Genomic DNA, 25,131 nt, shown 5'->3' on the forward strand with positions numbered 1-25,131 from the left:
CGAACGATCCGTGACTTCCATGGTGTACCCGAGAGCCCTCTCAGGCAAACCCACGCGCCCCACCTTACGCCGAATGGGCTGCCCCTATGCTCAAGGGCGTGGAAAACCACTCCTTGCCCCGCACAGCGGCCTTCTTTGACCTGGACAAGACGGTCATTGCGAAGTCGAGCACGCTCACCTTCAGCAAGTCGTTCTACCAAGGCGGTCTGATCAACCGCAGGGCCGTCTTGCGGACCGCCTACTCCCAGTTCGTCTTCCTGGCCGGCGGCGCCGACCACGAGCAGATGGAGCGCATGCGCGCCTACCTGTCCGCCCTGTGCCGCGGCTGGAACGTCCAGCAGGTCAAGGAGATCGTCGCCGAGACGCTGCACGACCTGATCGACCCGATCATCTACGACGAGGCCGCCTCCCTCATCGAGGAGCACCACACCGCCGGCCGTGACGTCGTGATCGTGTCCACGTCGGGCGCGGAGGTCGTCGAGCCGATCGGTGAACTGCTCGGCGCGGACCGGGTGGTGGCCACCCGCATGGTCGTGGGCGACGACGGCTGTTTCACCGGCGAGGTGGAGTACTACGCGTACGGCCCGACGAAGGCCGAGGCCATCAGGGAACTGGCGGAGTCCGAGGGGTACGACCTCAGCCGCTGCTACGCCTACAGCGACTCGGCGACCGACGTGCCGATGCTGGAGTCCGTCGGCCATCCCCACGCCGTGAACCCGGACCGCGCCCTGCGCCGCGAGGCACTCGCCCGCGGCTGGCCCATCCTGGACTTCCACCGTCCGGTCCGGCTCAAGCAGCGCCTTCCGGCGTTCTCGGTGCCGCCGCGGCCGGCCCTGGTCGCGGTCGCCGCGATAGGCGCCGCGGCGGCCACCGCGGGGCTGGTCTGGTACGCCAGCCGCCGCCGCGCCACGGTCGCCTGAGCCGCGCGCGCCCATTGGCCTTGCACAGGTTCTATTTGAACCTAAAAGTAAAGAAGTGCGGTCCGGGCTTCCGCTTACCCGGGCTCAGGAGTACAAAGGATTCAACGGCCCGCGAGACCAAGGACATCCGAGAGGATCACCTTCACAACGCATTTGGCCCCACGGACCGCGCATGAACACCGGGCACCCACGCGACGTCGACCCGTCGATTACGGGCCAGCCGCACCAGGTGACGGGCAAAGTCCCCGGCCTGATGGGCACATTTCGAGGACGCTTGGTAACCCGGTGCTCATGCCAGCGGCGGTACGAGTTCTCGTACCGCCGCATCATTGTGTGCGGTGGCGTTCAGGCCGCTCCGCGCTGGAGCGCCTCGCACACCGCCGTCGACTCACGCGCCCCCAGTTCGACCGCCCTGCCGCAGTGGGCGATCCAGGCGGCCATGCCCTCCGGGGTGCCGGAGACGTACCCGTCGAGGGCCTCCAGGTAGGCCTCGCGGCCCAGTTCCGCATAGCCGACCTCGGCCGGGCAGACCGACTTCGGGTCCAGGCCGCTGCCGACCAGGACGACGCGCTCGGCCGTGCGCGCGACCAGGCCGTTGTGGGACGTGAAGGGCCGCAGCGCGAGGAGTTCGCCGTGCACGACGGCCGCCGTCACCAGGGCCGGCGCGGAACCGCCCGCGATGATCAGCTCCGCCAGCCCGTCCAGCCGGCCGTGCGCCTCCGCCGCGCTCGGCAGCGGCAGGGAGACCAGCGGCTCGTCGACCGCCTCACCCTCCTGCCGGGGCCGCCCCACCTGGTCGGCCAGGCCGGCGGCCGCCACCAGGTGCAGCCGGGCCAGCACCCGCAGGGGCGACTGCCGCCAGATCGACAGCAGCTGGCCCGCCTCCGCGGTGAGCCGCAGCGCGGCGCCGACGGTGCGGGCCTCGTCGTCGCCACTGAAGTCCGTACGCCGCCGCACCTCTTCCAGTGCCCAGTCCGCGCCGGACAGGGCCGCGGAGCCGCGGGCACCGCGCAGGGCCGCCTCGGAAGTGATCGCGTTGCTGCGCCGCCGCATGATCCGGTGCCCGTAGACCCGGTCCACGGCCTTGCGCACGGACTCCACGGAATCGGCCACTCCGGGCAGCGCCCCTAGGGCCGCGAGGGGATCGGCGCTCGCGCCTGCTGTACTCATGAGTACGACCCTACGCACCCCGGGAGCCCGCCCAGCGGCGGAGTGGCCTTCTTCACGCGTGCCTGCCCCGCTCACCGTCGCCGACGCGCGCGGCGCCCCCGCGCGCGTGGCCCGGCATCACAACGCGCGCGTGCCGGGCACGCCAGGCCTGCGAGCACACCGGGCACGGGCACACGTGCACACCTGGCACGGGCACACGTGGACACCGGGCACGCCGGGGATGCCCGGGGGCGGCAGCCTCCCGGAGTCCTAGAGGCCGTCGGGCCCCTTCGCCGCCGGAGCGCCGGGTACGCCCTTCGGGGCGGGGGCGGGCCGCCCGGCCAGGAAGGACGCCCAGCCCTGCTTGGGCGCCTCGCCCACCTTCAGGCCGCGCAGCTTCTCCAGCGTGGCCGGGTCCTGGGCGTCGAGCCAGTCCGCCAGCTGCCGGAACGAGACGCAGCGCACCTCCTCCTTGGTGCACACCGTCTCGATGACCTCCTCGACGGCCCGCATGTAGGTGCCGCCGTTCCAGGACTCGAAGTGGTTGCCGATGATCAGGGGCGCCCGGTTGCCGTCGTAGGCCCGTTGGAAGCCCTTGAGCAGGCCGTCGCGCATCTGGTCGCCCCAGAATTCGTGCATCGCGGGGTTGCCCTGGGTGGTGGTGCCCGACTGGTTGACCATGAAGTTGTAGTCCATGGTGAGCTGCTCGAAGGAGTGGCCGGGGAACGGCACGAGCTGCATGGACAGGTCCCACAGGCCCTGCTTCCGCTTGGGCCAGACCTGGTCAGTGACACCGCTCGTGTCGTAGCGGAAGCCCAGGTCGCGGGCCGCCTTCATGAAGTTCCGCTGGCCTTCGAGGCAGGGTGTGCGGGCGCCGATGAGCTCCTTGTCGTAGTCGAAGGGCAGCGGCGCGGCGTTCTTCATGCCGGTGTTGGTCTTCCAGGTCTTCACGAACTGCTTGGCCTGGGCGATCTCGTCCTTCCAGTCGTCCACCGACCACTCGCCGACGCCGCCGCCGCTGCCGCAGAAGTGGCCGTTGAAGTGGGTGCCGATCTCGTTGCCCTCCAGCCACGCCAGGCGCAGTTGTTTCACGGTGGCGGCGATTCCGCGGCGGTCGTTGAAGCCGATGTCCGAGCGGCCCGGGGAGTGCTGGGGCGGCCGGTAGAGGTCCCGTTTCTCCTCGGGCAGGAGGTACACGCCGCTCAGGAAGTACGTCATGGTCGCGTTGTTCTGCCGTGCGACCTTGCGGAAGTGGGAGAACAGCTTCTGGCTGTCCTCCCCTGCGCCGTCCCAGGAGAAGACGACGAACTGCGGGGGCTTCTGGCCGGGCCGCAGCCGTTCGGGCCTGGGCAGGTGGGGCTGGGCGCCGGTGTAGGCGGTGGAGCCGTCCCCGATCAGCCGGACCATGGCCTTCGGGGCCTGCGCGGGGTTCGCCTGGGAGCGTTCGGGGGCGGCTTGGCGGGGGGTGCCGGTCACGCAACCGGCGAGCGACGCGGCGCAGACCGCGGCGATCACGGAGCCCGCGGCGATCCTGTGGGTGGCGGCCATGTTCCGTCCACCTTCTTCCTTCTCTCGGGTGCCGACAGCGCCGCCAAAGTCGCACGGGACGGAGAAGGAATTAGTACGACAAGCCGATCAAATGCCCACTTCACTCTTCAGGTTGATCTATTCACCCATTTGCCCGCAAAGTCTATGCTCGCCCTTTACTCTGCATTACGATCCGTTTACCGAGCGTTGATTAATCCCGCCGAAACACGCCGTGACCCACGGCCGCGACCGATTCCCGCCCCGAGCGGGACCCCAGTCACGCGACCGCGCAGCCCCGGAGGAGACGGGAAACCATGTCAGCCTGCGTCCCCACACGTACCGCCGACCCGAACCGGACCGAACGCACCCACCCGCCCCACAGCCCGCCACCGACCGGCCCCCGCCGCTTCCGCATCGCCGGCGCCGACGTGTCGGCCGCGATCGCGGTCTTCCTGATCGCCCTGCCCCTGTCCTTGGGCATCGCCCTGGCCACCGGCGCCCCGCTCCAGGCCGGCCTCGTCGCCGCCGCCGTCGGCGGACTCATCGCCGGGCGGCTCGGCGGCTCCCCGCTCCAGGTGAGCGGCCCCGCCGCCGGGCTCACCGTCGTCACCGCCGACCTCATCCAGCGCTACGGCTGGCGGACGACCTGCGCCATCACCGTCCTCGCCGGTCTCGCCCAACTCGGGCTCGGATGCCTGCGCGTGGCCCGTGGCGCCCTCGCCGTCAGCCCCGCCATCGTGCACGGCATGCTCGCCGGCATCGGTGTCACCATCGCCGTCGCCCAGCTGCACATCGTGCTCGGCGGCACCCCGCAGAGTTCCGTCCCGGACAACCTGCGCGCGCTGCCCGCCCAGTTGGCGCAGATGCGCCCCGCGTCGGTGTCGGTCAGCGTGCTGACGCTGGCGCTGCTGCTGCTCTGGCCGAGACTGCCCGGCCGGGCCGGGCGCCTGCTGCGCAGGGTCCCGCCCGCGCTCATCGCCGTGGCCGGAGCCACCGCGGCCGCCGCCCTCGCCGGTCTGCGGCTGCCCAAGGTCGACCTGCCGTCCTGGAGCAACCACGCCCTGGCCGGACTGCCCGAAGGCCCCGTACTCGGCCTCGTCGCCGCCGTGTTGACCACCACGCTGGTGTGCAGCGTGCAGTCGCTGCTCGGGGCGGTGGCCGTGGACAAGCTGGTGGCCGGCCGCCCGGGCCTGCCCTCCGGGGTCGGACGCTCCGACCTCGACCGGGAGCTGCTCGGGCAGGGAGCCGCCAACATCGTCTCCGGCTCCCTCGGCGGCCTGCCGATCGCCGGAGTGGCCGTGCGGACGACGGCCAACGTGAACGCGGGAGCGGTCAGCCGGAACTCCACGATGCTGCACGGCGTTCTCGTAGTGATCGCCACGCTGCTGATGGTCCCCGTCCTGGAGCTGATCCCGCTCGCCTCGCTCGCCGCCCTGGTGATGTCCGTCGGCATCCAGATGGTGTCCCTGAACCACATCCGCACGGTGACGCGCCACCGGGAAGTGTGGGTCTACGCCGTCACGACCCTGGGCGTGGTCTCCCTCGGCGTCCTCCAGGGCGTCGCCCTGGGCATCGCCATGGCGGTGGCCGTCGCCCTGCACCGCCTCACCCGCACCCGCATCACGCACGAGGAGAAGGAAGGAGTCCATCACGTACACGTCAGAGGGCAGTTGACGTTCCTCGCGGTGCCGCGGCTCAGCCGCGCCCTGCATCTCGTCCCGCGCGGTGCGGACACCGTCGTCGAGCTGGACGGGTCGTTCATGGACCACGCGGCCTATGAGACGCTGCAGGACTGGCAGAAGACGCACACCGCACAGGGCGGCACCGTCGAGATCACCGGCCGGCATCCCGGCACGCGCATCTCCGAGCCCTCCACCGTCGCCGACTGCCGCTGCCGGCCCTGGACGGCCTGGCGCAACCACCAGTGCGAAGGCCCCCAGTCCGCACCCCCGCCCGAGAGCAACGCGGACGGGGCGGACGGCCCCGAGCCGGATCCGGCAGGCACCGGCACCGGTCACGGGCACGAACTGGCGCGTGGCATCAGCGCCTTCCAGCGCAACACCGCGCCCCTGGTGCGCAGCGAGCTGGCCCGGCTGGCGCGCGAGGGACAGCGGCCGTCGCAGCTCTTCCTGACCTGCGCCGACTCACGACTGGTCACGTCGATGATCACCTCCAGTGGTCCGGGCGACCTGTTCGTCGTGCGCAACGTGGGCAACCTCGTCCCGCGTCCGGGCGAGGAGAGCGGCGACGACTCGGTGGCGGCCGCCATCGAGTACGCCGTGGACGTGCTGCGCGTACGGTCCATCACGGTGTGCGGGCACTCGGGATGCGGCGCCATGCAGGCCCTGCTCAACTCCGACTCCGCGGGCACCCGGACACCCCTGCAGCGCTGGCTGCGGCACGGACGGCCGAGCGTGGAGCGCCTGGCCGACGGCAGCCGTAGCTGGGGCAGTCTGGCCGGCCGGACGCCCGACGACCCGGTCGAGCAGCTCTGCCTGGTCAACGTGGTCCAGCAGCTGGAGCACCTGCGCGCCCACGACTCGGTGGCCCGGGCCCTGGACGAGGGCAGGCTGGAGCTGCACGGGATGTACTTCCACGTGGGCGAGGCCGAGTCGTACCTGCTCACCGACGTGGACGGCGGCGGCGCCTTCGACCGGGTCCGGGAGGCGGACGTGACGGCGTGAGCCGTTCGGCCGGTCACGGCGTGAGCCGGCCGGTGAGCCGACCGACCGGACAGCCCGCAACCGGCATCGGCCCGCCAGCCGGTCACCGGCATCGGCCGGTCGACCGGTCACCGGCATCGGCCGGTCACCGGCATCGGCCGGTCAGGGTGGGCGCCCCCTTCGCCGGAGGCGCTCACCCGGCCACGTGCCGGGCCGGGTCACCGACGCCAGCCAGTCGGACGGCAGCCAGGCTATCGGCCATGCCAACCAGGCAACCGCGCAGGGCGCGCGCCCCCCTCACCGGGAACCCACACCCTGCCACCCGCCAGACCGGGTCACCGACGCCAGCCAGTCGAGCGGCAGCCGGGCAACCGGACAACCGGGCAACCGAGCAACCGAGCAACCGAGCAACCGGCCAAGCCAACCCAGGCAGCCAACCGGCCAACCAGGCAGCCGGGCAGCCGGCCAACCAGGCAGCCAGGATGTGCCCCCTTCACCGGAGGCGCTCACCTCGCCGCCCGGCCGGCCCCTTCCCGCCCGCCGGATCCGTCCCCCGCCCTCGTCCTCCCGCCGCCCGGTGCCGGCCCACGTGACCCCCGTTACATCGGCTGAACTTTCCCTGGTCGGCGTCCGTGGGTACGGGTGACCCCGGCCGCCGACAGCACCGCCGGACAGGTCTAAACCAATCGGCGGTCGGCCCTTGTCATCGCACCCCGGGTCTGATGAGCTGTGGCCTGGGACACAACGGACACCCTGGGAAAGGCAGATGCCGTGAGCAACGAAAGCCTGGCCAACCTGCTGCGGGAGGAGACGGGACGATGAGCGAGAATTCCTCCCTTTCCAACCTGCTCAAGGAAGAGCGCAGGTTCGCACCCCCCGCCGACCTGGCCGCCAACGCCAACGTCACCGCGGAGGCGTATGAACAGGCCAAGGCTGACAGGCTCGGCTTCTGGGCCGAGCAGGCCCGTCGGCTGACCTGGGCCAAGGAGCCCACCGAGACGCTCGACTGGTCGAACCCGCCGTTCGCCAAGTGGTTCAAGGACGGCGAGCTCAACGTCGCCTACAACTGCGTCGACCGGCACGTGGAGGCCGGCCACGGCGACCGGGTCGCCATCCACTTCGAGGGCGAGCCCGGGGACAGCCGCGCCATCACCTACGCCGAGCTCAAGGACGAGGTCTCCAAGGCGGCCAACGCGCTGCTGGAGCTCGGGGTTCAGGCCGGGGACCGGGTCGCGGTCTACATGCCGATGATCCCCGAGACGGCGATCGCGATGCTGGCCTGCGCCCGGATCGGCGCCGCCCACTCGGTCGTCTTCGGCGGTTTCTCCTCGGACGCGCTCGCCACCCGTATCCAGGACGCCGACGCGCGCGTGGTCATCACCGCCGACGGCGGCTACCGGCGCGGCAAGCCGTCCGCGCTCAAGCCGGCCGTGGACGAGGCGGTGGCGAAGGCGGGCAACGTGGATCACGTCCTGGTCGTGCGCCGCACGGGCCAGGAGGTCGCCTTCACCGAGGGCCGCGACGTGTGGTGGCACGACCTGGTGGGGCGCCAGAGCGCGGAGCACACCCCGCAGGCGTTCGACGCCGAGCACCCGCTGTTCATCCTCTACACCTCGGGCACCACGGGTAAGCCGAAGGGCATCCTGCACACCTCCGGCGGCTACCTCACCCAGACCGCCTACACGCACCACGCCGTCTTCGACCTCAAGCCGGAGACCGACGTCTACTGGTGCACCGCCGACGTCGGCTGGGTCACCGGCCACTCGTACATCGTCTACGGCCCGCTCGCCAACGGCGCCACGCAGGTCATGTACGAGGGCACGCCCGACACCCCGCACCAGGGCCGCTTCTGGGAGGTCGTGCAGAAGTACGGCGTGACGATCCTCTACACCGCGCCGACCGCGATCCGTACGTTCATGAAGTGGGGCGACGACATCCCCGCCAAGTTCGACCTGTCCAGCCTGCGCGTGCTGGGCTCGGTGGGCGAGCCGATCAACCCCGAGGCGTGGATCTGGTATCGCAAGAACATCGGCGGCGACCGCACCCCGATCGTGGACACCTGGTGGCAGACCGAGACCGGCGCGATGATGATCACCCCGCTGCCGGGCGTGACCGCCACCAAGCCCGGCTCCGCACAGACGCCGCTGCCCGGCATCTCGGCGACCGTCGTCGACGACGAGGCGAACGAGGTGCCGAACGGCGGTGGCGGCTACCTGGTGCTCACCGAGCCGTGGCCGTCGATGCTGCGCACCATCTGGGGCGACGACCAGCGGTTCATCGACACCTACTGGTCGCGCTTCGAGGGCAAGTACTTCGCCGGTGACGGCGCGAAGAAGGACGACGACGGCGACATCTGGCTGCTGGGCCGGGTCGACGACGTCATGCTCGTCTCCGGCCACAACATCTCCACCACGGAGGTCGAGTCCGCGCTGGTCTCGCATCCGTCGGTCGCCGAGGCGGCCGTGGTCGGCGCGGCGGACGAGACGACCGGGCAGGCGATCGTCGCCTTCGTGATCCTGCGCGGCTCGGCCGCCGAGACCGAGGACCTGGTCGCCGAGCTGCGCACGCACGTCGGCAACACCCTCGGCCCGATCGCCAAGCCCAAGCGGATCCTGCCGGTGGCCGAGCTGCCCAAGACCCGCTCCGGCAAGATCATGCGCCGGCTGCTGCGGGACGTCGCCGAGAACCGACAGCTCGGTGACGTCACCACGCTGACGGACTCCACGGTCATGGACCTCATCCAGGCCAAGCTGCCGGCCGCGCCCAGCGAGGACTGATCGCGGACACGCATGGCGAAACCCGCGGAGGGCACCCGGTGATCGGTACGCCGGGTGCCCTCCGCGCGCCCCCACCGCAGATCAGGGGATGCGGACGGCCACACCCTTAGCTAAGCTAAGAAAAAACAAGTGCTCCATGGTGCGCCGGGAAGTCTGGTCGGCATGTGCTCAGTCCTGCCCACAGACCGGAGGTTCCCCCCGTGACCGCGCCCCGCCCCAGCACCCCCCGCAAGGTCCTCGACCGGCTCTCGCTCCCCGAGCGGACCTACGTCGCCGACGCCCTGCGCACCGAGACCGTCGGCGGAGTGCTGCTGCTCGCCGCCGCGGTCGCCGCACTGCTGTGGGCGAACATCCCCGCGCTGCACGACAGCTACGAGAGCGTCTCCCACTTCCACTTCGGCCCCGCCTCCCTCGGCCTCGACCTGTCGGTCGCGCACTGGGCCGCCGACGGACTGCTCGCGATCTTCTTCTTCGTCGCCGGCATCGAGCTCAAGCGCGAACTCGTCGCCGGTGACCTGCGCGATCCCAGGGCCGCCGCGCTCCCGGTGGTCGCCGCGCTGTGCGGCATGGCCATACCGGCGCTCGTCTACACCCTCACGAGTGTCACCGGCGGTGGTTCCCTGTCCGGATGGGCCGTGCCCACCGCCACCGACATCGCCTTCGCGCTCGCCGTGCTCGCGGTCATCGGCACGTCCCTGCCGAGCGCGCTGCGCGCCTTCCTGCTCACTCTCGCCGTCGTCGACGACCTCTTCGCGATCCTGATCATCGCCGTCTTCTTCACCGCCGACCTGGACTTCGTCGCGCTCGGCGGCGCGGCGGCCGGCCTGGTCGTCTTCTGGTTCCTGCTGCGCAAGGGGGTGCGCGGCTGGTACGTCTACGTCCCGCTCGCCCTGGTCGTCTGGGCGCTGATGTACAACAGCGGCGTCCACGCCACCGTCGCCGGCGTCGCCATGGGCCTGATGCTGCGCTGCCACCGGCGCGACGACGAGGACCACTCCCCCGGCGAGCACATCGAGCACCTCGTCAGGCCCCTGTCGGCAGGTCTGGCCGTTCCCCTGTTCGCGCTGTTCAGCGCCGGTGTGTCGATCTCCGGCGGAGCGCTCGCCGACGTGTTCACCAAGCCGGAGACCCTCGGCGTGGTCCTGGGACTCGTCGTCGGCAAGACGCTCGGCATCTTCGGCGGGACCTGGCTGACCGCGCGCTTCACCCGGGCATCGCTCAGCGACGACCTCGCCTGGCCCGACGTGTTCGCGGTGGCGAGCCTCGCCGGTATCGGCTTCACGGTGTCGCTGCTCATCGGCGAACTCGCCTTCGAGGGCGACCAGACCATGACGGAGGAGGTCAAGGCCGCCGTCCTGCTCGGCTCCCTCATCGCCGCGACCCTCGCGACCGTCCTGCTGAAGATACGCAACGCCAAGTACCGCCGCCTGTACGAGATCGAGGAGCGCGACGAGGACCTCAGCGGCGTGCCGGACATCTACGAGGAGGACGACCCCGCGTATCACCTGCGCCTCGCCGACATCTACGAGCGCAAGGCGGCCGAGCACCGCCGCATCGCCCGGGAGAAGGCAGTCGCGCGCCACGGGCTTGCCGAAGTGCCGGGCGGGGCAGGCGATGACCGCGACGGTCCGGCATGATCTGACGAGACGGTACAGAAGACGGGACCGTACGCAGTCAGGCCGTACGCAGTCGGACGACTGCGGTGAGTCAGGCACAGGACGCGGACATCGGACCGTACGCAGAAGAGGAGACCGCGATGAGCGCACCCGACGGCAGCCCGGTCGGCGCCGAACGCAGCATCGGCCAGCTGTTCGCCTCGGCGACGGCGGAAATGTCGGCGCTGGTGCACGACGAGATCGCGCTGGCGAAGGCCCAGCTCAAGCAGGACGTCAAGCGCGGCGCGACCAGCGGCGGCGCCTTCTCGCTGGCCGGCGCGGTGCTGATCTTCTCCCTGCCGATGCTGAACTTCGCGCTGGCGTACGGCATCCGCACCTGGAGCGACTGGAACCTCGCGGTCTGCTTCCTGCTGTCCTTCGCGGCGAACGTGCTGATCGCGGGCGGCCTGGCACTGATCGGCGTGGTCTTCGCGAAGAAGGCCAAGAAGAGCAAGGGCCCGCAGAAGGTCGCCGCCTCGATGAAGGAGAGCGCGGTCGTCCTGCAGAAAGCCAAGCCGCACCCGCGCCCGGAGCTCCCGAAGGACCGGGTCCCCGAGGCCATCGAGGCTGTGGCACGCTCGTCGTCATGACGGACCCCGCCCCCGCCCCGGCACACCCGGCCTCGGCCGTACTCCTGGACGGCCCCTGGAGCCACCGCGACGTCGCCGCCAACGGCGCCCGCTTCCACATCGCCGAGCTGGGCGACGGGCCGCTGGTGCTGCTGCTGCACGGCTTCCCGCAGTTCTGGTGGACCTGGCGGCACCAGCTGGTGGCGCTCGCCGACGCGGGCTTCCGGGCCGTCGCCATGGACCTGCGGGGCGTCGGGGGCAGCGACCGCACTCCGCGCGGCTACGACCCCGCCAACCTCGCGCTGGACGTCACCGGGGTCATCCGCTCCCTCGGCGAGCCGGACGCCGCGCTGGTCGGCCACGACCTGGGCGGATACCTGGCGTGGACGGCCGCCGCGATGCGCCCCAAGCTGGTGCGCCGGCTGGCGGTCGCCTCCATGCCGCACCCGCGGCGCTGGCGCTCGGCCATGCTGCGGGACGTCAGGCAGACCCGCGCCGGTTCACACATCTGGGGGTTCCAGCGGCCCTGGATCCCGGAACGTCAGCTCACCGCCGACGACGGGGCGCTCGTGGCCGAGCTGATCCAGGAGTGGTCCGGGCCGCGCCCGCCGGAGGAAGAGGCGCTGGAGAACTACCGCCGCGCCATGTGCATCCCCTCGGCGGCGCACTGCGCGGTCGAGCCGTACCGCTGGATGGTGCGCTCCCTGGCGCGTCCGGACGGCATCCAGTTCAACCGGCGGATGAAGCGGCCCGTGCGCGTGCCGACGCTCCATCTGCACGGCTCGCTCGACCCCGTGATGCGCACCCGCAGCGCCGCCGGCTCCGGCGAGTACGTCGAAGCCCCCTACCGCTGGCGGCTGTTCGACGGCCTCGGCCACTTCCCGCACGAGGAGGACCCGGTCGCCTTCTCCGCAGAGCTCATCAACTGGCTGCGTGACCCCGAACCCGACCGGTGACCGCGCGAGCGCGCCCGGCGTCCCCGGGAGAGCCACGCTCCGCCTGAACACGTGTCCCACGAACGGCCACTTGCCCGGCGCATAGGCCAATTGGACCCGCCGGAGGCGGTTATCGACCATGCGGCGGGGGCACACGTCCGGGTATGGGCTGGACGCACGATTACAGTGACGCAAGCCGCAATCGCCGCTCGGCGGGCGCAGCGAACCCCCACCGACGAAGCGGTGCACCGCAGATGGCCACCGCCGATCCCAGGGTCGGGATCCCGCGCATCCTCCGCCGCCGGGCCCGCTGGGTCTCCGTACGGCTGCGCCACACACGCGACTGACGCGTCACCCCCGCGAGTGATACGCGAGTGGCGCGCCGGCACATCCGGTTCCGGGGCCGTCCCTAGAGCGCGCAGCTGTCGCTGCCCACCTGCTGGGTGGCGGTGCGGCCCTTGGTGATGTCGTCCTGGATCTCGTCGACGGTCAGCGCGTATCCCGTCTCGGCGTCGTCGAGGGACTTGGCGAACACCACGCCGTAGACCTTGCCGTCGGGCGTGAGGAGCGGGCCGCCGGAGTTGCCCTGGCGGACGGTCGCGTAGAGGGAGTAGACGTCGCGGCGGACCGTGCCGCGGTGGTAGATGTCCGGGCCGTTGGCCGTGATGCGTCCGCGCACGCGCGCGGACCGCACGTCGTACGCGCCGTTCTCCGGGAATCCCGCGACGATCGCGCTGTCGCCGCTGCTCGCGTCCTCACCGGTGAACCGCAGCACGGGCGCCTTCAGGTCCGGCACGTCCAGGACGGCGATGTCGCGCCGCCAGTCGTAGAGCACGACCTTGGCGTCGTACTTCCTGCCCTCGCCGCCTATCTGCACGGTGGGCTCGTCGACGCCGCCCACGACGTGCGCGTTGGTCATGACCCGGCGGTCGGAGAAGACGAAGCCCGTGCCCTCCAGCACCTTGCCGCAGCTCGGTGCCGTGCCCATGACCTTGACGATGGAACGCTGGGCGCGGGTCGCGACCGGGCTGTTCGCCAGGGCCGGGTCGGGCGGCTGCACGTCGGTGATCGGCTCGTTCGCGAACGGGCTGAAGACCTGCGGGAAGCCGTTCTGCGCGAGGACCGAGGAGAAGTCCGCGAACCAGGTGGCCGCCTGGTCCGGCAGCGCCCGGGAGACACCGAGCAGCACCTTGGAGTTGCGGACCTCCTTGCCGAGCGTCGGCAGCGTCGTGCCCGCGAGGGCCGAGCCGATCAGCCAGGCCACCAGGAGCATCGCCACGACGTTGACCAGGGCGCCGCCGGTGGCGTCCAGCGCCCGGGCCGGGGACCAGGTGATGTGCCGGCGCAGCTTGTTGCCCAGGTGGGTGGTGAGGGCCTGGCCGACGGAGGCGCAGACGATGACGACGACGACCGCGACGACGGCCGCGGTCGTGCTCACCTCCGCGTTGTCCGTGAGCGCGTCCCAGATGACGGGCAGCGCGTACACCGCGACGAGGCCACCGCCCAGGAAGCCGATCACCGACAGGATGCCGACGACGAACCCCTGGCGGTACCCCACGACCGCGAACCACACGGCGGCGACCAGCAACAAGATGTCCAGCACGTTCACGGAGGCCACCCTGTCATGCGCGCCAGTCGAGCGGGACCTGCTTCTCGCGGTCCCAGGGCCGCTCCCAGCCCGCGAAGTGCAGCAGCCGGTCGATGATGCCGGCCGTGAAACCCCAGACGAGTGCTGATTCGACCAGAAATGCCGGGCCTCGGTGACCGCTGGGGTGGACCGTGGTCGCCCTGTTCGCCGGGTCCGTGAGATCCACCACGGGGACGGTGAAGACCCTGGCGGTCTCGTTCGGGTCGACGACGCCGACCGGGCTCCGCTCGCGCCACCAGCCCAGCACCGGCGTCACGACGAAACCGCTGACCGGGATGTACAGCCGGGGCAGGACGCCGAAGAGCTGGACACCGGACGGGTCGAGGCCCGTCTCCTCCTCCGCCTCGCGCAGGGCGGCACGCAGCGGGCCGTCACCGCGCGGGTCGCCGTCCTCCGGGTCGAGGGCGCCGCCGGGGAAGGAGGGCTGGCCGGCGTGCGCGCGCAGGGAGCTCGCGCGTTCCATGAGCAGCAGCTCGGGGCCGCGCTCGCCCTCCCCGAAGAGGACCAGCACGGCGGACTGCCGCCCGGCGCCGTCCTCCGGCGGCAGGAAGCGGCTGAGCTGCGTCGGCCGGACCGTCTCCACGGCGTGCACCACCGGGTCCAGCCAGGCGGGCAGGCCGTCCTTGCTCACCGTCACCGGCCCGCCCTGTGTGCCGCTCGTCCGCGTCATCGCCACCCCCGTCGTCCTGCCGCATCCAACGCCCCGCACCCCCGAGATCGTTCCGGCCGGGGCCGCGATCCACCCTCCGGGGGGCTTGTGGGATGGGCGGAAGGGCGCGCGGGGCGCGCGGGGCGCGGAAGGCGGCCCGCACGATCGCGGGCACGCCCCGTCGGCTCCCCGCAGCGGGTCGCAGAACGCTCACCGGCAGGCTCGATCGGCTCCGCGTAGCGGCTCCCGACATCACCTGCACGCCCCCCGATCGGCTCCCCGCAGCGGGTCGCGCGACGGCCCGGACGGGCCCTGTCGCTGCCCGGGCCTGCCTCGTCACTGCCCGGGCGGCTCCAGCGGCTGGCCGCAGGGGTCATGCCGACAGCCGGACGGGGCTGGCGGCTGTCCCGACGGGTCTCGCAGCCGCCCGGAGGGATCTCGCAGATGCCCAGACGGCCTTCGCAGCCGCCCGAAGGGATCTCGCAGATACCCGGAGGGATCTCGCGGCCGGTCGAACGGAACGCTCCGCGGGCCGTGCTCCTCATCGGACGGACCCCGCCACCGCTCGGGCACCTCATCCGGCCCCCAGGGGCGGGGCCGGTTTGCCGCCCGCGTCCAGGTAGGCCTGCGGAGGCCGCAGGCGCTGACCCGGGAAGCCGCCCTTCTCGTACTTGAGCAGCTTCTTCGCCTTCTCCGGATCCGTCTCGCCCTCCCCGTACGCGGGGCAGAGCGCGGCGATCGGGCAGGCGCCGCACGCGGGCTTGCGGGCGTGGCAGATGCGGCGGCCGTGCCAGATGACGTGGTGCGAGAGATCCGTCCAGTCGCTCTTCGGGAAGAGCGCGCCGACCGCCGCCTCGATCTTGTCCGGGTCGGTCTCGGCGGTCCACCGCCAGCGGCGCACCAGGCGCTGGAAGTGCGTGTCCACGGTGATGCCGGGGCGCCCGAAGGCGTTGCCGAGCACCACGAACGCGGTCTTGCGGCCGACACCGGGCAGTTTGACCAGGTCCTCCAGCCGCCCGGGCACCTCCCCGCCGAACTCCTCCACCAGGGCCTTCGACAGCCCTATGACCGACTTCGTCTTGGCCCGGAAGAAGCCGCAGGGGCGGAGGATCTCCTCCACTTCCTCCGGGTTGGCTGCGGCCAGGTCCTCGGGGGTGGGGTACTTGGCGAAGAGGGCGGGTGTCGTCTGGTTGACGCGCAGGTCGGTGGTCTGCGCGGACAGCACCGTGGCGACGACGAGCTGGAAGGGGTCGTCGAAGTCCAGTTCGGGGTGGGCGTACGGGTAGACCTCGGCGAGCTCGCGGTTGATACGCCGGGCCCGGCGCACCAGCGCCGTGCGCGACTCGTCGCTCGGCGGGTGGACGACGGCCTTGGCGGGGGCCGTGCCCTTGACCCGTGCGGTGGCCTTTTTCGGCGCGACGGTGACCTTCTTGGCGGCGGGGGCCTTCTTCACGGCGGACGCCCCGGCGGTCCCCTCGCCCCGGGAAGCCGCCTTCTTCGCAGCCGCGGCCTTCTTGGCGGTCACGGCCTTCTTGGCAGCGGCGGTCTTCCTCGCAGGTACGGCCTTCTTGGCGGAGGCCTTCTTGGCGGGGGTCTCCTTGGTGGGCGCGGCCTTCTTCGCGGAGGCCTTCTTCCCACCTGCCCGTGCCTTTCCGGCAGGCGTCCGCCCTGTCGGCGCCGACCCGCTCGAAGCCGTCGCCTCCCCTGTCGCTTTCGCCGTTTTCCTACCGCCATCGGGGCTCTGTTCGCCCACAGCGGAATCGCGACGTACACCCACCCGCGCAGCCCCCTCGGCCTGTGCTCTCACCGGCGATTTGGACACCCGGCCAGCCTAAGGCCAGGCACCGACATCCGCCCCGACCCCTGAAGATCGGCGCCCAATTGGACCCCTGCCGCGTACCCCGGGACACCTGTGCGGCATCCTTGTGACAGATCACACTGTTTGGACCGTCCGGCAAAATGGGCACCACGGTCCCCTGGTACGCGGGGGAGCAAGGTCCCCTGAGCAGGTCGAAAGGGAGAGAACTCGTGGACGACGTTCTGCGGCGCAATCCGCTCTTCGCGGCGCTCGATGACGAGCAGGCCGCGGAGCTCCGCGCCTCCATGAGTGAGGTGACCCTCGCCCGCGGTGACTCGCTGTTCCACGAGGGCGACCCCGGTGACCGGCTGTACGTGGTCACCGAGGGCAAGGTCAAGCTCCACCGCACGTCCCCCGACGGCCGGGAGAACATGCTGGCCGTGGTCGGCCCCGGCGAGCTCATCGGTGAGCTGTCGCTGTTCGACCCGGGCCCGCGTACGGCGACGGCCACCGCGCTGACCGAGGTGAAGCTGCTCGGCCTCGGCCACGGCGACCTCCAGCCCTGGCTGAACGCCCGCCCCGAGGTGGCCTCGGCGCTCCTGCGCGCCGTCGCGCGCCGGCTGCGCAAGACCAACGACGCGATGTCCGACCTCGTCTTCTCGGACGTCCCGGGCCGTGTCGCCCGCGCCCTGCTCGACCTGTCCCGCCGCTTCGGCGTGCAGTCGGAGGAGGGCATCCACGTCGTGCACGACCTGACGCAGGAGGAGCTCGCCCAGCTGGTCGGCGCGTCCCGCGAGACGGTCAACAAGGCCCTGGCGGACTTCGCCCAGCGCGGCTGGCTCCGCCTGGAGGCCCGCGCGGTGATCCTCCTGGACGTGGAGCGCCTCGCCAAGCGCTCGCGCTGACATCCACTCCGGCCGTACGGCATCGGGCCCTGTCCCTCCACGGGACGGGGCCCGATGCCGTGCGTGCGGGCGGCGGAAACCGGGCGGCGGCCCCGCCCCCTCCTTGCGGCAAGTGACGGCATGACCGGCACCGCCCCGGGCGTCAGCGCCCTCGATCTGCTGCTCGCGCTGCCCGAGGAGCCGACCAGGGCGGACCGGGCGACCGGGCGGACGCCGACGCGCCCGGGGCGGCACTGGACCAGGAGTTCGGGCAGACCGACGGGTGCGGGACGCTGCTGCTCAGCCGTGCCCGGTTGCTGGGCGCACCTGGCCGCGCGGCTGCCGCGCCACCGCCCCGGCTCGCTGCCGGCCCGTGATCCGGTCGGTGACGTGGACGTCCTCGCGTCGTACTTGGAGTCCTCGCGTCGTACGTGGACGATCTGGGGCCCTGGTCGGCTGCCGAGTACGCGCGCGTGCACGGTGAGAAAGCCCCCAGGAGCTCTAGATGAGCCCGTGCTCCTCCAGGTAGTCCAGCTGCGCCCGGACCGACAGTTCCGCCGCCGGCCACAGGGAGCGGTCCACGTCGGCGTAGACGTGGGCGACGACCTCGGCCGGGGTGCGGTAGCCGTCCTCGACGGCGGTCTCGACCTGGGCGAGGCGGGTGGCGCGGTGGGCGAGGTAGTACTCGACGGCGCCCTGGGCGTCCTCCAGGACCGGTCCGTGCCCCGGCAGGACCGTGTGGACGCCGTCGTCGACCGTGAGGGACCTCAGACGGCGCAGGGAGTCCAGGTAGTCGCCGAGACGGCCGTCCGGGTGGGCCACGACCGTGGTGCCGCGGCCTAGGACCGTGTCGCCGGTCAGGACCGCCCGGTCGGCCGGGAGGTGGAAGCACAGGGAGTCGGAGGTGTGGCCCGGGGTGGGGACGACGCGCAGTTCCAGCCCGCCGGTGGTGATCACGTCACCGGCGGCCAGGCCCTCGTCGCCGAGCCGCAGCGCCGGATCGAGCGCACGCACGCGCGTGCCGGTCAGTTCGGCGAACCGGGCGGCGCCCGCCGCGTGGTCGGGATGGCCGTGGGTCAGCAGGGTCAGGGCGACCCGCTTGCCGGCCCGCTCGGCCGTGGCGACGACCTGGCTCAGGTGGCCCTCGTCCAGCGGACCGGGGTCGACCACCACGGCCAGGTCCGCGTCCGGCTCGGACAAGATCCAGGTGTTCGTGCCGTCCAGCGTCATCACCGACGGGTTGGGGGCCAGGACGTTGACGGCCCGGGCGGTGGCGGGGCCCGAGAGGTCCCCGCTCCGGGGCCGGCCGGGAAGGGCTGCTGGGTCCGTCATGCGGGGGCTCCACCGGTCGGCGCGGTCGGGATGTGCTTGGTGAACTCGTCGTGTCCGGGCCAGGACAGCACGATCTCGCCGTCCACCAGCCGGGCGGTGGCCAGCACGGGCGTGAGGTCGCGTGCCGGGGCCGCCGCGAGGGCCTCGGCGGCCGTCCCGTACGCCGTCAGCTGGCGCAGGGTCGAGATGGTCGGCGGCATCATCAGCAGCTCGCCCCTGTCGTACCCGGCGGCCGCCTCGCGCGGGGCGATCCACACCGTGCGGTCGGCCTCCGTGGAGGCGTTGCGGGTGCGCTGCCCCTCGGGGAGGGCGGCCACGAAGAAGAAGGTGTCGTAGCGGCGGGACTCGAACTCGGGGGTGATCCAGCGGGTCCAGGCGCCGAGCAGGTCCGAGCGCAGCACCAGCCCGCGGCGGTCCAGGAACTCGGCGAAGGACAGGTCCCGCGCGACGAGGGCGGCTCGGTCGGACTCCCAGTCGGCGCCGGTGGTGTCCCCGGCGACCGCGTCGGGCGCCGGGCCGGCCAGCAGCACGCCCGCCTCCTCGTACGTCTCCCGTACGGCCGCGCAGACGATCGCCTGGGCGGCCGTCTCGTCCACGCCCAGCCGGTCGGCCCACCACGCGCGCGTGGGGCCCGCCCAGCGGACGTGGTGGTCGTCGTCGCGCGGGTCGACACCGCCGCCCGGATACGCGTACGCGCCTCCGGCGAAGGCCATGGAGGCGCGTCGGCGCAGCATGTGGACGACCGGGCCGCTGCCGGTGTCCTTCAGGAGCATGACGGTGGCCGCGCGCCTGGGGGTCACCGGGGTGAGGGTGCCGGCCGCGAGAGCGCGGATCCGCTCCGGCCACTCCGGGGGGTACCACTGACCGTTCGCCATGGGCGCGAGGCTATCCCGTGACGGGCGGATGTTCGAGTGGCCCCCGGGGCGGATTCCGCAGCTGGGGCCCTCGAGAAGGGGTTGCGCGAGGCAAGGTGTTACGCGAGCTCCACCTGGATCTCGACCTCCACCGGCGCGTCCAGCGGCAGCACCGCCACGCCGACCGCGCTGCGCGCGTGCACGCCCTTGTCGCCGAGGACCTCGCCGAGCAGCTCGCTCGCGCCGTTCAGCACGGCGGGCTGGCCGGTGAAGTCCGAGGCCGAGGCGACGAAGCCGACGACCTTCACCACGCGCGCGATGCGGTCCAGGTCACCGGCGACGGACTTCACGGCGGCCAGGGCGTTCAGCGCACAGGTGCGTGCCAGCTCCTTGGCCTCCTCCGGGGTGACCTCCGCGCCGACCTTGCCGGTGACCGGGAGCTTGCCGTCCACCATCGGCAGCTGCCCGGCGGTGTAGACGTACGGCCCGCTCTGCACGGCCGGCTGGTAGGCGGCGAGCGGCGGGACCACGTCGGGCAGGCTCAGGCCCAGCTCGGCGAGCTTCGCCTCGACGGCGCCCACTACTGCTTCTCCCGCTTCAGGTAGGCGACGAGCTGCTCGGGGTTGTTCGGCCCGGGCACGACCTGGACGAGCTCCCAGCCGTCCTCGCCCCAGGTGTCCAGAATCTGCTTCGTGGCGTGGACGAGCAGCGGCACGGTTGCGTATTCCCACTTGGTCATGCGGCCGACTTTAGCCCCTGTCCGAGCGGGGTCACGGCCCCGGTCCGGGCCGACCCCGGCACGGGTTGTCCACAGCCTCCCGCGTAGCCCGGGCACGGACTGGTTAGGCTCGAATACGTGAGCAGGCTCCAGGTCGTCAGTGGCAAGGGCGGTACCGGCAAGACCACGGTGGCCGCGGCCCTAGCGCTGGCCCTGGCCACGGAGGGGAAGCGGACGCTTCTCGTCGAGGTCGAGGGCCGTCAGGGCATCGCGCAGCTCTTCGAGACCGAAGCGCTGCCTTATGAGGAGCGGAAGATCGCCGTCGCTCCCGGGGGCGGGGAGGTGTACGCCCTGGCCATCGACCCCGAACTGGCCCTTCTGGACTACCTCCAGATGTTCTACAAGCTGGGCGGCGCCGGACGTGCCCTGAAGAAGCTCGGCGCGATCGACTTCGCCACCACCATCGCGCCCGGTCTGAGGGACGTGCTCCTCACCGGCAAGGCGTGCGAGGCGGTGCGGCGCAAAGAGCGCAGCGGCCGGTTCGTGTACGACTACGTCGTCATGGACGCCCCGCCCACCGGGCGCATCACCCGCTTCCTGAACGTCAACGACGAGGTGGCGGGGCTGGCCAGGATCGGCCCGATACACAATCAGGCGCAGGCGGTGATGCGGGTGCTGAAATCGCCCGAGACGGCCGTCCACCTGGTCACGCTGCTGGAGGAGATGCCCGTCCAGGAGACCGCGGACGGCATCGCCGAGCTGCGGTCGGCGCGGCTGCCCGTCGGGCGGATCATCGTGAACATGGTGCGGCCGGAGGTGTTGGACGCGGCCGACCTGGAACTCGTACGGACGGTTCCGCGTTCCTCGGTCGCGCGGTCGCTGTCGTCCGCCGGGCTCGGCGGGGCGCGGCGCGGCGGGCACGCGGAGCGGCTGGTGGGCCCGCTGCTCGTCCAGGCCGAGGAGTACGCCGAGCGGTACGCCCTGGAGCACGAGCAGCGTGCGGTCCTCACCGAGCTGGGCCTGCCGCTGCACGAACTGCCGCTGTTCGCGGAGGGCATGGACCTGGCGGGGCTGTACGAGCTGGCCCGGGAACTGCGCGAGCAGGGCGTGTCATGAGCCCGGTGGGACAGGCAGGGCCCGTCGGGGAGCTGAGACGGGCAGGACCCGTCGTCGGCCCTCGGCGGGCAAGACCGGTCACGAGCACCAGCCCGGTGAGACACGCAAGGCCCGTCACGAGCACGAGTTCGGTGAGACACGCAAGGCCCGTCACGAGTCGGAATCGGAAGCATCGGAAGCAGGGGATGTCATGAGCCGTCCGGACCCGGCCCACCCGCACGAGGCGGCCCGCCCGCACCTCGCCCCCGCGCGCGTGCTCGACGTCGATCCGCTGCTTCAGGACCCCAAGACCCGGATCGTGGTGTGCTGCGGCTCGGGCGGGGTCGGCAAGACCACGACGGCCGCCGCGCTCGGCCTGCGCGCGGCCGAGCGGGGCCGCAAGGTCGTCGTGCTGACCATCGACCCGGCCCGTCGGCTCGCCCAGTCCATGGGCATCGACTCGCTGGACAACACCCCGCGCCGGGTGAAGGGCATCGACGACTCCGCGGGCGGCGAGCTGCACGCGATGATGCTCGACATGAAGCGCACCTTCGACGAGATCGTCGAGGCGCACGCGGACCGCGAGCGGGCGGCCGCCATCCTGGGCAACCCCTTCTACCAGTCGCTCTCGGCGGGCTTCGCGGGCACGCAGGAGTACATGGCGATGGAGAAGCTCGGGCAGCTGCGGGCCCGGGACGAGTGGGACCTGATCGTCGTCGACACCCCGCCGTCCCGCTCGGCGCTGGACTTCCTGGACGCGCCGAAGCGGCTCGGGTCGTTCCTGGACGGGCGGCTGATCCGGCTGCTGACGGCCCCGGCGAAGCTGGGCGGCCGGGCCGGGATGAAGTTCCTGAACGTCGGGATGTCGATGATGACCGGCACCCTCGGCAAGCTGCTGGGCGGTCAGCTCCTGAAGGACGTGCAGACGTTCGTCTCGGCGATGGACACCACCTTCGGCGGTTTCCGCACGCGCGCGGACGCCACGTACAAGCTGCTCCAGGCGCCCGGTACGGCGTTCCTCGTGGTCGCGGCCCCGGAGCGGGACGCGCTGCGCGAGGCCGCCTACTTCGTCGAGCGCCTGGCCGCCGAGGACATGCCGCTGGCGGGTCTGGTACTCAATCGGGTGCACGGCAGCGGCGCCGACGGGCTGTCGGCCGAGCGGGCGCTCGCGGCCGCGGAAAATCTTGAGGAGCCCGGCATTGTGGATCAGGAGGGCGGGAAAGCAGTACTTCGTAACTCCCCCGACGCACAGGACAGTTCAGACTCTCCCCCGCCCGGAACCCCAGCTCGTGCCGCTGGTCCGGCCTCCGACGGTGGCTCCCCCGCCGAGGAAGCAGAGGACGCGGCGGACGCCGTAGGCAGCGAGGGCACCCGGGAATCCGGCTCGGCCGAGCGGTCCGTCGACCAGCTCACGGCCGGGCTGCTCAGGTTGCACGCCGACCGGATGCATCTGCTCTCCCGCGAGCAGCGCACCCGTGACCGCTTCACCGCGCTCCACCCCGAGGTGGCCGTGACGGAAGTGGCAGCGCTGCCCGGCGATGTGCACGACCTCGCGGGGCTGCGCGCCATCGGCGACCGCCTCGCGGCCAACGAGCGCGAGCTGCCCGACCCGGCCGTGCCGCCCGAGGCGAGCGCCTAGACCATCGTGCCGTGGCCACGAGCCCGGGACGGGCGCGAGGAGTCCGGCACGCGAGGAGTCCGGCACGCGAAGAGTCCTGCCACGGCTCCGGCGCCGGGTCCGACGACGGACGCGGTGATACGGACGGGCGCTGCGGACGGGCGCTGCGGACGCGGTGATGGCGAAGGGCCCGTGAAGGGCCCTCGGACCTGCGGGGCTCCCGGAGGAGCTCAGCTGACCGCCGCGTAGTTCTCGTAGATCTCGTCGTCGTCGAGGGGCACGACGCCCGTGCCGCGCTCGTACTCCGTGCGCGCGGTCTCCAGCAGCCGGCGCCAGGAGGTCACCGTCGGCCGCCTGCGCAGCAGCGCGCGGCGCTCCCGTTCCGTCATGCCTCCCCACACGCCGAACTCGACGCGGTTGTCCAGCGCGTCGGCCAGGCACTCCGTGCGCACCGGGCATCCGGTGCACACCGCCTTGGCCCTGTTCTGCGCTGCTCCCTGAACGAACAGTTCATCCGGATCGGTAGTGCGGCAGGCCGCCTGCGCACTCCAGTCGGTTACCCAGCCCATACCGGCGCCGTCCTCTCCCGAATCGAGGCTCCCCCACGGCGGCAGCGGCATATTCACCGCCGCCAGTTGAGGACGTTACGGCGGGTGGGCACAGCGCAACACCCCCAGCGGGCCCAATCTTGAATGGCCCGAACGGACTATGGGTAAGCGGCAGATCACCCGGGGGAGTGAGCTGGCGACATGCGTGACTTCCCCGTCAAAACGGGACAGTTCACTTGCGTCACACCGGACGCCGCATGACACACGAGGCGGATCCGGACACGGCCCCACCAAAAAAGTTGGGGAACACCCGGAACGATTCGGGGTCGCCGGACGTATTGATACGTGGCCTCACTGCTGTGACAGTCGGGAGCAGCTTAGGCCAAGGCATATACGCCTGTCCGGCGAATGAGAACGCAGACGCCTCACGTTGCTATGCCGTCAAGTCAGGCCGCCTGGATGGTGGGGTCAGACGTCTCCGTCGTCGAACATGGTGTCTCCGATTTCGACGAGTTCGTCGTGGGTCAACTGCGGAGGGTTCCAGTCCCGGCTTCGAGCGTGCTGGATGAATCGCTCGTCCAGGGTGACGTGGTAGCGCCGGACGTAGTGGGCGAGGTCCGAGTACCAGAACCACTGGCCGTCGGTGAGGCAGGACAGTCCGCCGATCAGCTCGTGTTCCGGGCTGAGCACGTCGTGAACCCTGGTCCCGGTGGCGGGCAAGGACCGCCCCCTCGCGCAGGTAGCGCGCGAGGAACTGTTCGTCCTGGTCTCCTTCGTCACGTACGGCAGCATGAAGCGAGGGCCCGTCAGGCCGGCCGTGCCCGAGTTCCCGGAACTCGCCGACGAAGCGGTCTGAGACGGAGGGCTGGTTGCTGCTCATGCCTCGGGAGCCTAAGCACTCGTGCCGTAGATCCCCCTGCCTTTTCCGAGTGCCGGGACTAGGCAGCTTCGCCGCGTCGTCGATCCCCTGCTGGCGGACTTGCTGCGGGAGGCGCGGGTGATGGCTGAGGAGCCGGCGTAAGCCTTGAGGCCGCGGGCGTCGGCGAAGCGAGTGCGATCGTCGCCGATCTCGGCCAGAACGCGGGCGGCGAGCTGGACGCCGAGACCGGGGAAGCTCAACAGAATCTCGGTGCCGGGCGGTGGGGAAGGCCCCTTGCACCGCTTCGGCGAGTTGGTCGGCAACGGTGCAGGCGGCGTCCAGCTGGATGAGAGGGGCGAGCATCTGCCTGCCAAGCGCGTCTTCCACCAACGGCGGCTGGTGGGCCCACTCGCCTCGGAAGACCTCGCGGAGGCGGTCGGCCTCGACATCGATCCCGCGCCGGCGGCCGGCGCGCTCGAGGGCGGCCTGGAGCTGGGTGCGGGTCAGGCACGTGGCTCGTGCCGGGGGGCGGTCTTGAGGAGTTCGCAGGCCTCGGAACGGCACAGGCCGTTGGTCCAGGTGGCGAAGGCGGCCAAGGCAGCGGGGTGGTACTCACACAGCAGGGACCGGAGCTCGTTGCCGAGCTGCTGGCCGTGTGGTTCCAGCGAGAGGCCCGCTGGGCGCGGGCCAGGACGGTGATCGCGCGGCCGAGGTCGGAGTCGTCGGGCAGGGGCCGGTGGGCAGGCATGTCGGTGCGGGGGATGTTGGCCAGGACCAGGGCCTCGCCGGGGTCGGACTTCTTGCGCGAGACACTGTGCCGGTCGCGGTAGCGGGCGGCGGCCATCGGACCCGTGCACCGATCTACGTTGAGCCCTCCGTGGGGCCCGGCTGCAGCTGGATGTCACGGTCTGGTACTCGAACGCTCCGAGAAGC

The 25,131-nt window shown here is 71.7% G+C and carries 22 protein-coding genes and 1 pseudogene; 11 read left to right on the forward strand and 12 right to left on the reverse strand.

The genetic code is table 11. The features are described from left to right. Positions 1 to 86: 86 nt before the first annotated feature. The gene (locus tag AC07DA_RS11670) at positions 87 to 920 is read left to right on the forward strand and encodes an HAD family hydrolase (protein WP_479126936.1); all 834 of its coding nucleotides are present in this window, start codon (positions 87 to 89) and stop codon (positions 918 to 920) included. Between the two features lie 345 nt (positions 921 to 1,265). Here the strand turns inward: AC07DA_RS11670 and AC07DA_RS11675 are convergent, their stop codons facing one another. Together AC07DA_RS11675 and AC07DA_RS11680 are read right to left on the reverse strand one after the other, a co-directional pair. Next, complete coding sequence (locus tag AC07DA_RS11675) at positions 1,266 to 2,090, reverse strand: Fic family protein (RefSeq protein ID WP_479126937.1); 825 nt, start codon at positions 2,088 to 2,090, stop codon at positions 1,266 to 1,268. A gap of 249 nt (positions 2,091 to 2,339) precedes the next feature. Next, a complete protein-coding gene (locus tag AC07DA_RS11680; protein ID WP_479126939.1) occupies positions 2,340 to 3,617 on the reverse strand; it encodes a polysaccharide deacetylase family protein in 1,278 nt (425 codons plus the stop codon). 293 nt (positions 3,618 to 3,910) lie between these two features. Between AC07DA_RS11680 and AC07DA_RS11685 the strand changes: the two genes are divergently transcribed. The 6 genes from AC07DA_RS11685 (at position 3,911) to AC07DA_RS11710 (ending at position 12,542) form a co-directional block, all read left to right on the forward strand. After that, positions 3,911 to 6,280 carry a SulP family inorganic anion transporter gene (locus AC07DA_RS11685; protein ID WP_479126941.1) on the forward strand — a complete coding sequence of 790 codons (2,370 nt, stop codon included), beginning with the start codon at positions 3,911 to 3,913 and terminating at the stop codon, positions 6,278 to 6,280. Between the two features lie 797 nt (positions 6,281 to 7,077). After that, positions 7,078 to 9,036, forward strand: coding sequence for an acetate--CoA ligase (acs, locus tag AC07DA_RS11690; RefSeq protein ID WP_479126943.1), 1,959 nt, complete (start codon positions 7,078 to 7,080; stop codon positions 9,034 to 9,036). Positions 9,037 to 9,236: 200 nt separating this feature from the next. Further along, positions 9,237 to 10,673 carry a Na+/H+ antiporter NhaA gene (nhaA, locus tag AC07DA_RS11695; protein WP_479126944.1) on the forward strand — a complete coding sequence of 479 codons (1,437 nt, stop codon included), beginning with the start codon at positions 9,237 to 9,239 and terminating at the stop codon, positions 10,671 to 10,673. Between the two features lie 119 nt (positions 10,674 to 10,792). After that, entirely contained in the window at positions 10,793 to 11,281 is a 489-nt protein-coding gene (locus AC07DA_RS11700; protein ID WP_479126946.1) for a phage holin family protein, read from the forward strand. Beyond that, positions 11,278 to 12,216 carry an alpha/beta fold hydrolase gene (locus AC07DA_RS11705; RefSeq protein WP_479126948.1) on the forward strand — a complete coding sequence of 313 codons (939 nt, stop codon included), beginning with the start codon at positions 11,278 to 11,280 and terminating at the stop codon, positions 12,214 to 12,216. The genes AC07DA_RS11700 and AC07DA_RS11705 overlap by 4 nt, the downstream gene beginning before the upstream one ends. Before the next feature lie 143 nt (positions 12,217 to 12,359). Continuing rightward, entirely contained in the window at positions 12,360 to 12,542 is a 183-nt protein-coding gene (locus AC07DA_RS11710; protein ID WP_479126950.1) for a hypothetical protein, read from the forward strand. 62 nt (positions 12,543 to 12,604) lie between these two features. On the opposite strand, the gene AC07DA_RS11715 is transcribed toward AC07DA_RS11710, so the two are convergent. From AC07DA_RS11715 to nth, 3 genes are all read right to left on the reverse strand, one after another. Then, a complete protein-coding gene (locus tag AC07DA_RS11715; protein WP_479126952.1) occupies positions 12,605 to 13,804 on the reverse strand; it encodes a MarP family serine protease in 1,200 nt (399 codons plus the stop codon). 13 nt (positions 13,805 to 13,817) lie between these two features. After that, a complete protein-coding gene (locus tag AC07DA_RS11720; protein ID WP_479126954.1) occupies positions 13,818 to 14,513 on the reverse strand; it encodes an NUDIX hydrolase in 696 nt (231 codons plus the stop codon). Positions 14,514 to 15,066: 553 nt separating this feature from the next. Beyond that, a complete protein-coding gene (gene nth / locus AC07DA_RS11725; RefSeq protein WP_479126956.1) occupies positions 15,067 to 16,017 on the reverse strand; it encodes an endonuclease III in 951 nt (316 codons plus the stop codon). Positions 16,018 to 16,520: 503 nt separating this feature from the next. Between nth and AC07DA_RS11730 the strand changes: the two genes are divergently transcribed. After that, positions 16,521 to 17,195, forward strand: a complete 675-nt coding sequence (locus AC07DA_RS11730; protein ID WP_031115987.1) for a Crp/Fnr family transcriptional regulator — start codon at positions 16,521 to 16,523, stop codon at positions 17,193 to 17,195. Positions 17,196 to 17,675: 480 nt separating this feature from the next. Here AC07DA_RS11730 and AC07DA_RS11735 read toward each other — a convergent pair whose 3' ends face one another. From AC07DA_RS11735 to AC07DA_RS11750, 4 genes are all read right to left on the reverse strand, one after another. Then, a complete protein-coding gene (locus tag AC07DA_RS11735) occupies positions 17,676 to 18,506 on the reverse strand; it encodes an MBL fold metallo-hydrolase (protein WP_479126958.1) in 831 nt (276 codons plus the stop codon). Further along, the gene (locus AC07DA_RS11740; protein WP_479126959.1) at positions 18,503 to 19,381 is read right to left on the reverse strand and encodes an NUDIX hydrolase; all 879 of its coding nucleotides are present in this window, start codon (positions 19,379 to 19,381) and stop codon (positions 18,503 to 18,505) included. The genes AC07DA_RS11735 and AC07DA_RS11740 overlap by 4 nt, the downstream gene beginning before the upstream one ends. 98 nt (positions 19,382 to 19,479) lie before the next feature. Then, positions 19,480 to 19,941, reverse strand: a complete 462-nt coding sequence (locus AC07DA_RS11745; RefSeq protein ID WP_031115991.1) for a RidA family protein — start codon at positions 19,939 to 19,941, stop codon at positions 19,480 to 19,482. Then, positions 19,941 to 20,099 (reverse strand): Sp36 family protein, encoded by a 159-nt coding sequence (locus AC07DA_RS11750; protein ID WP_003991873.1) that lies wholly within the window; start codon positions 20,097 to 20,099, stop codon positions 19,941 to 19,943. The genes AC07DA_RS11745 and AC07DA_RS11750 overlap by 1 nt, the downstream gene beginning before the upstream one ends. Before the next feature lie 117 nt (positions 20,100 to 20,216). Between AC07DA_RS11750 and bagA the strand changes: the two genes are divergently transcribed. Together bagA and bagB are read left to right on the forward strand one after the other, a co-directional pair. After that, positions 20,217 to 21,194, forward strand: coding sequence for an ATPase BagA (gene bagA, locus AC07DA_RS11755; protein WP_479126961.1), 978 nt, complete (start codon positions 20,217 to 20,219; stop codon positions 21,192 to 21,194). A gap of 190 nt (positions 21,195 to 21,384) precedes the next feature. Further along, complete coding sequence (gene bagB / locus AC07DA_RS11760) at positions 21,385 to 22,812, forward strand: ATPase BagB (protein ID WP_479126962.1); 1,428 nt, start codon at positions 21,385 to 21,387, stop codon at positions 22,810 to 22,812. Positions 22,813 to 23,021: 209 nt separating this feature from the next. On the opposite strand, the gene wblA is transcribed toward bagB, so the two are convergent. Continuing rightward, positions 23,022 to 23,360: a transcriptional regulator WblA gene (gene wblA / locus AC07DA_RS11765; protein WP_179272479.1), complete on the reverse strand. Its 339-nt coding sequence runs from the start codon at positions 23,358 to 23,360 to the stop codon at positions 23,022 to 23,024. Positions 23,361 to 23,807: 447 nt separating this feature from the next. Further along, entirely contained in the window at positions 23,808 to 24,029 is a 222-nt protein-coding gene (locus tag AC07DA_RS11770; RefSeq protein ID WP_479126964.1) for a hypothetical protein, read from the reverse strand. Between the two features lie 19 nt (positions 24,030 to 24,048). Between AC07DA_RS11770 and AC07DA_RS11775 the strand changes: the two genes are divergently transcribed. Further along, positions 24,049 to 24,195, forward strand: coding sequence for a hypothetical protein (locus AC07DA_RS11775; protein ID WP_479126966.1), 147 nt, complete (start codon positions 24,049 to 24,051; stop codon positions 24,193 to 24,195). A gap of 122 nt (positions 24,196 to 24,317) precedes the next feature. Here the strand turns inward: AC07DA_RS11775 and AC07DA_RS11780 are convergent. Next, positions 24,318 to 25,045 (reverse strand): annotated as a pseudogene (locus AC07DA_RS11780) (transposase); the annotation flags it as partial. Between the last annotated feature and the right edge of the window lie 86 nt (positions 25,046 to 25,131).

Source organism: Streptomyces sp. NPDC044921, assembly GCF_056432865.1.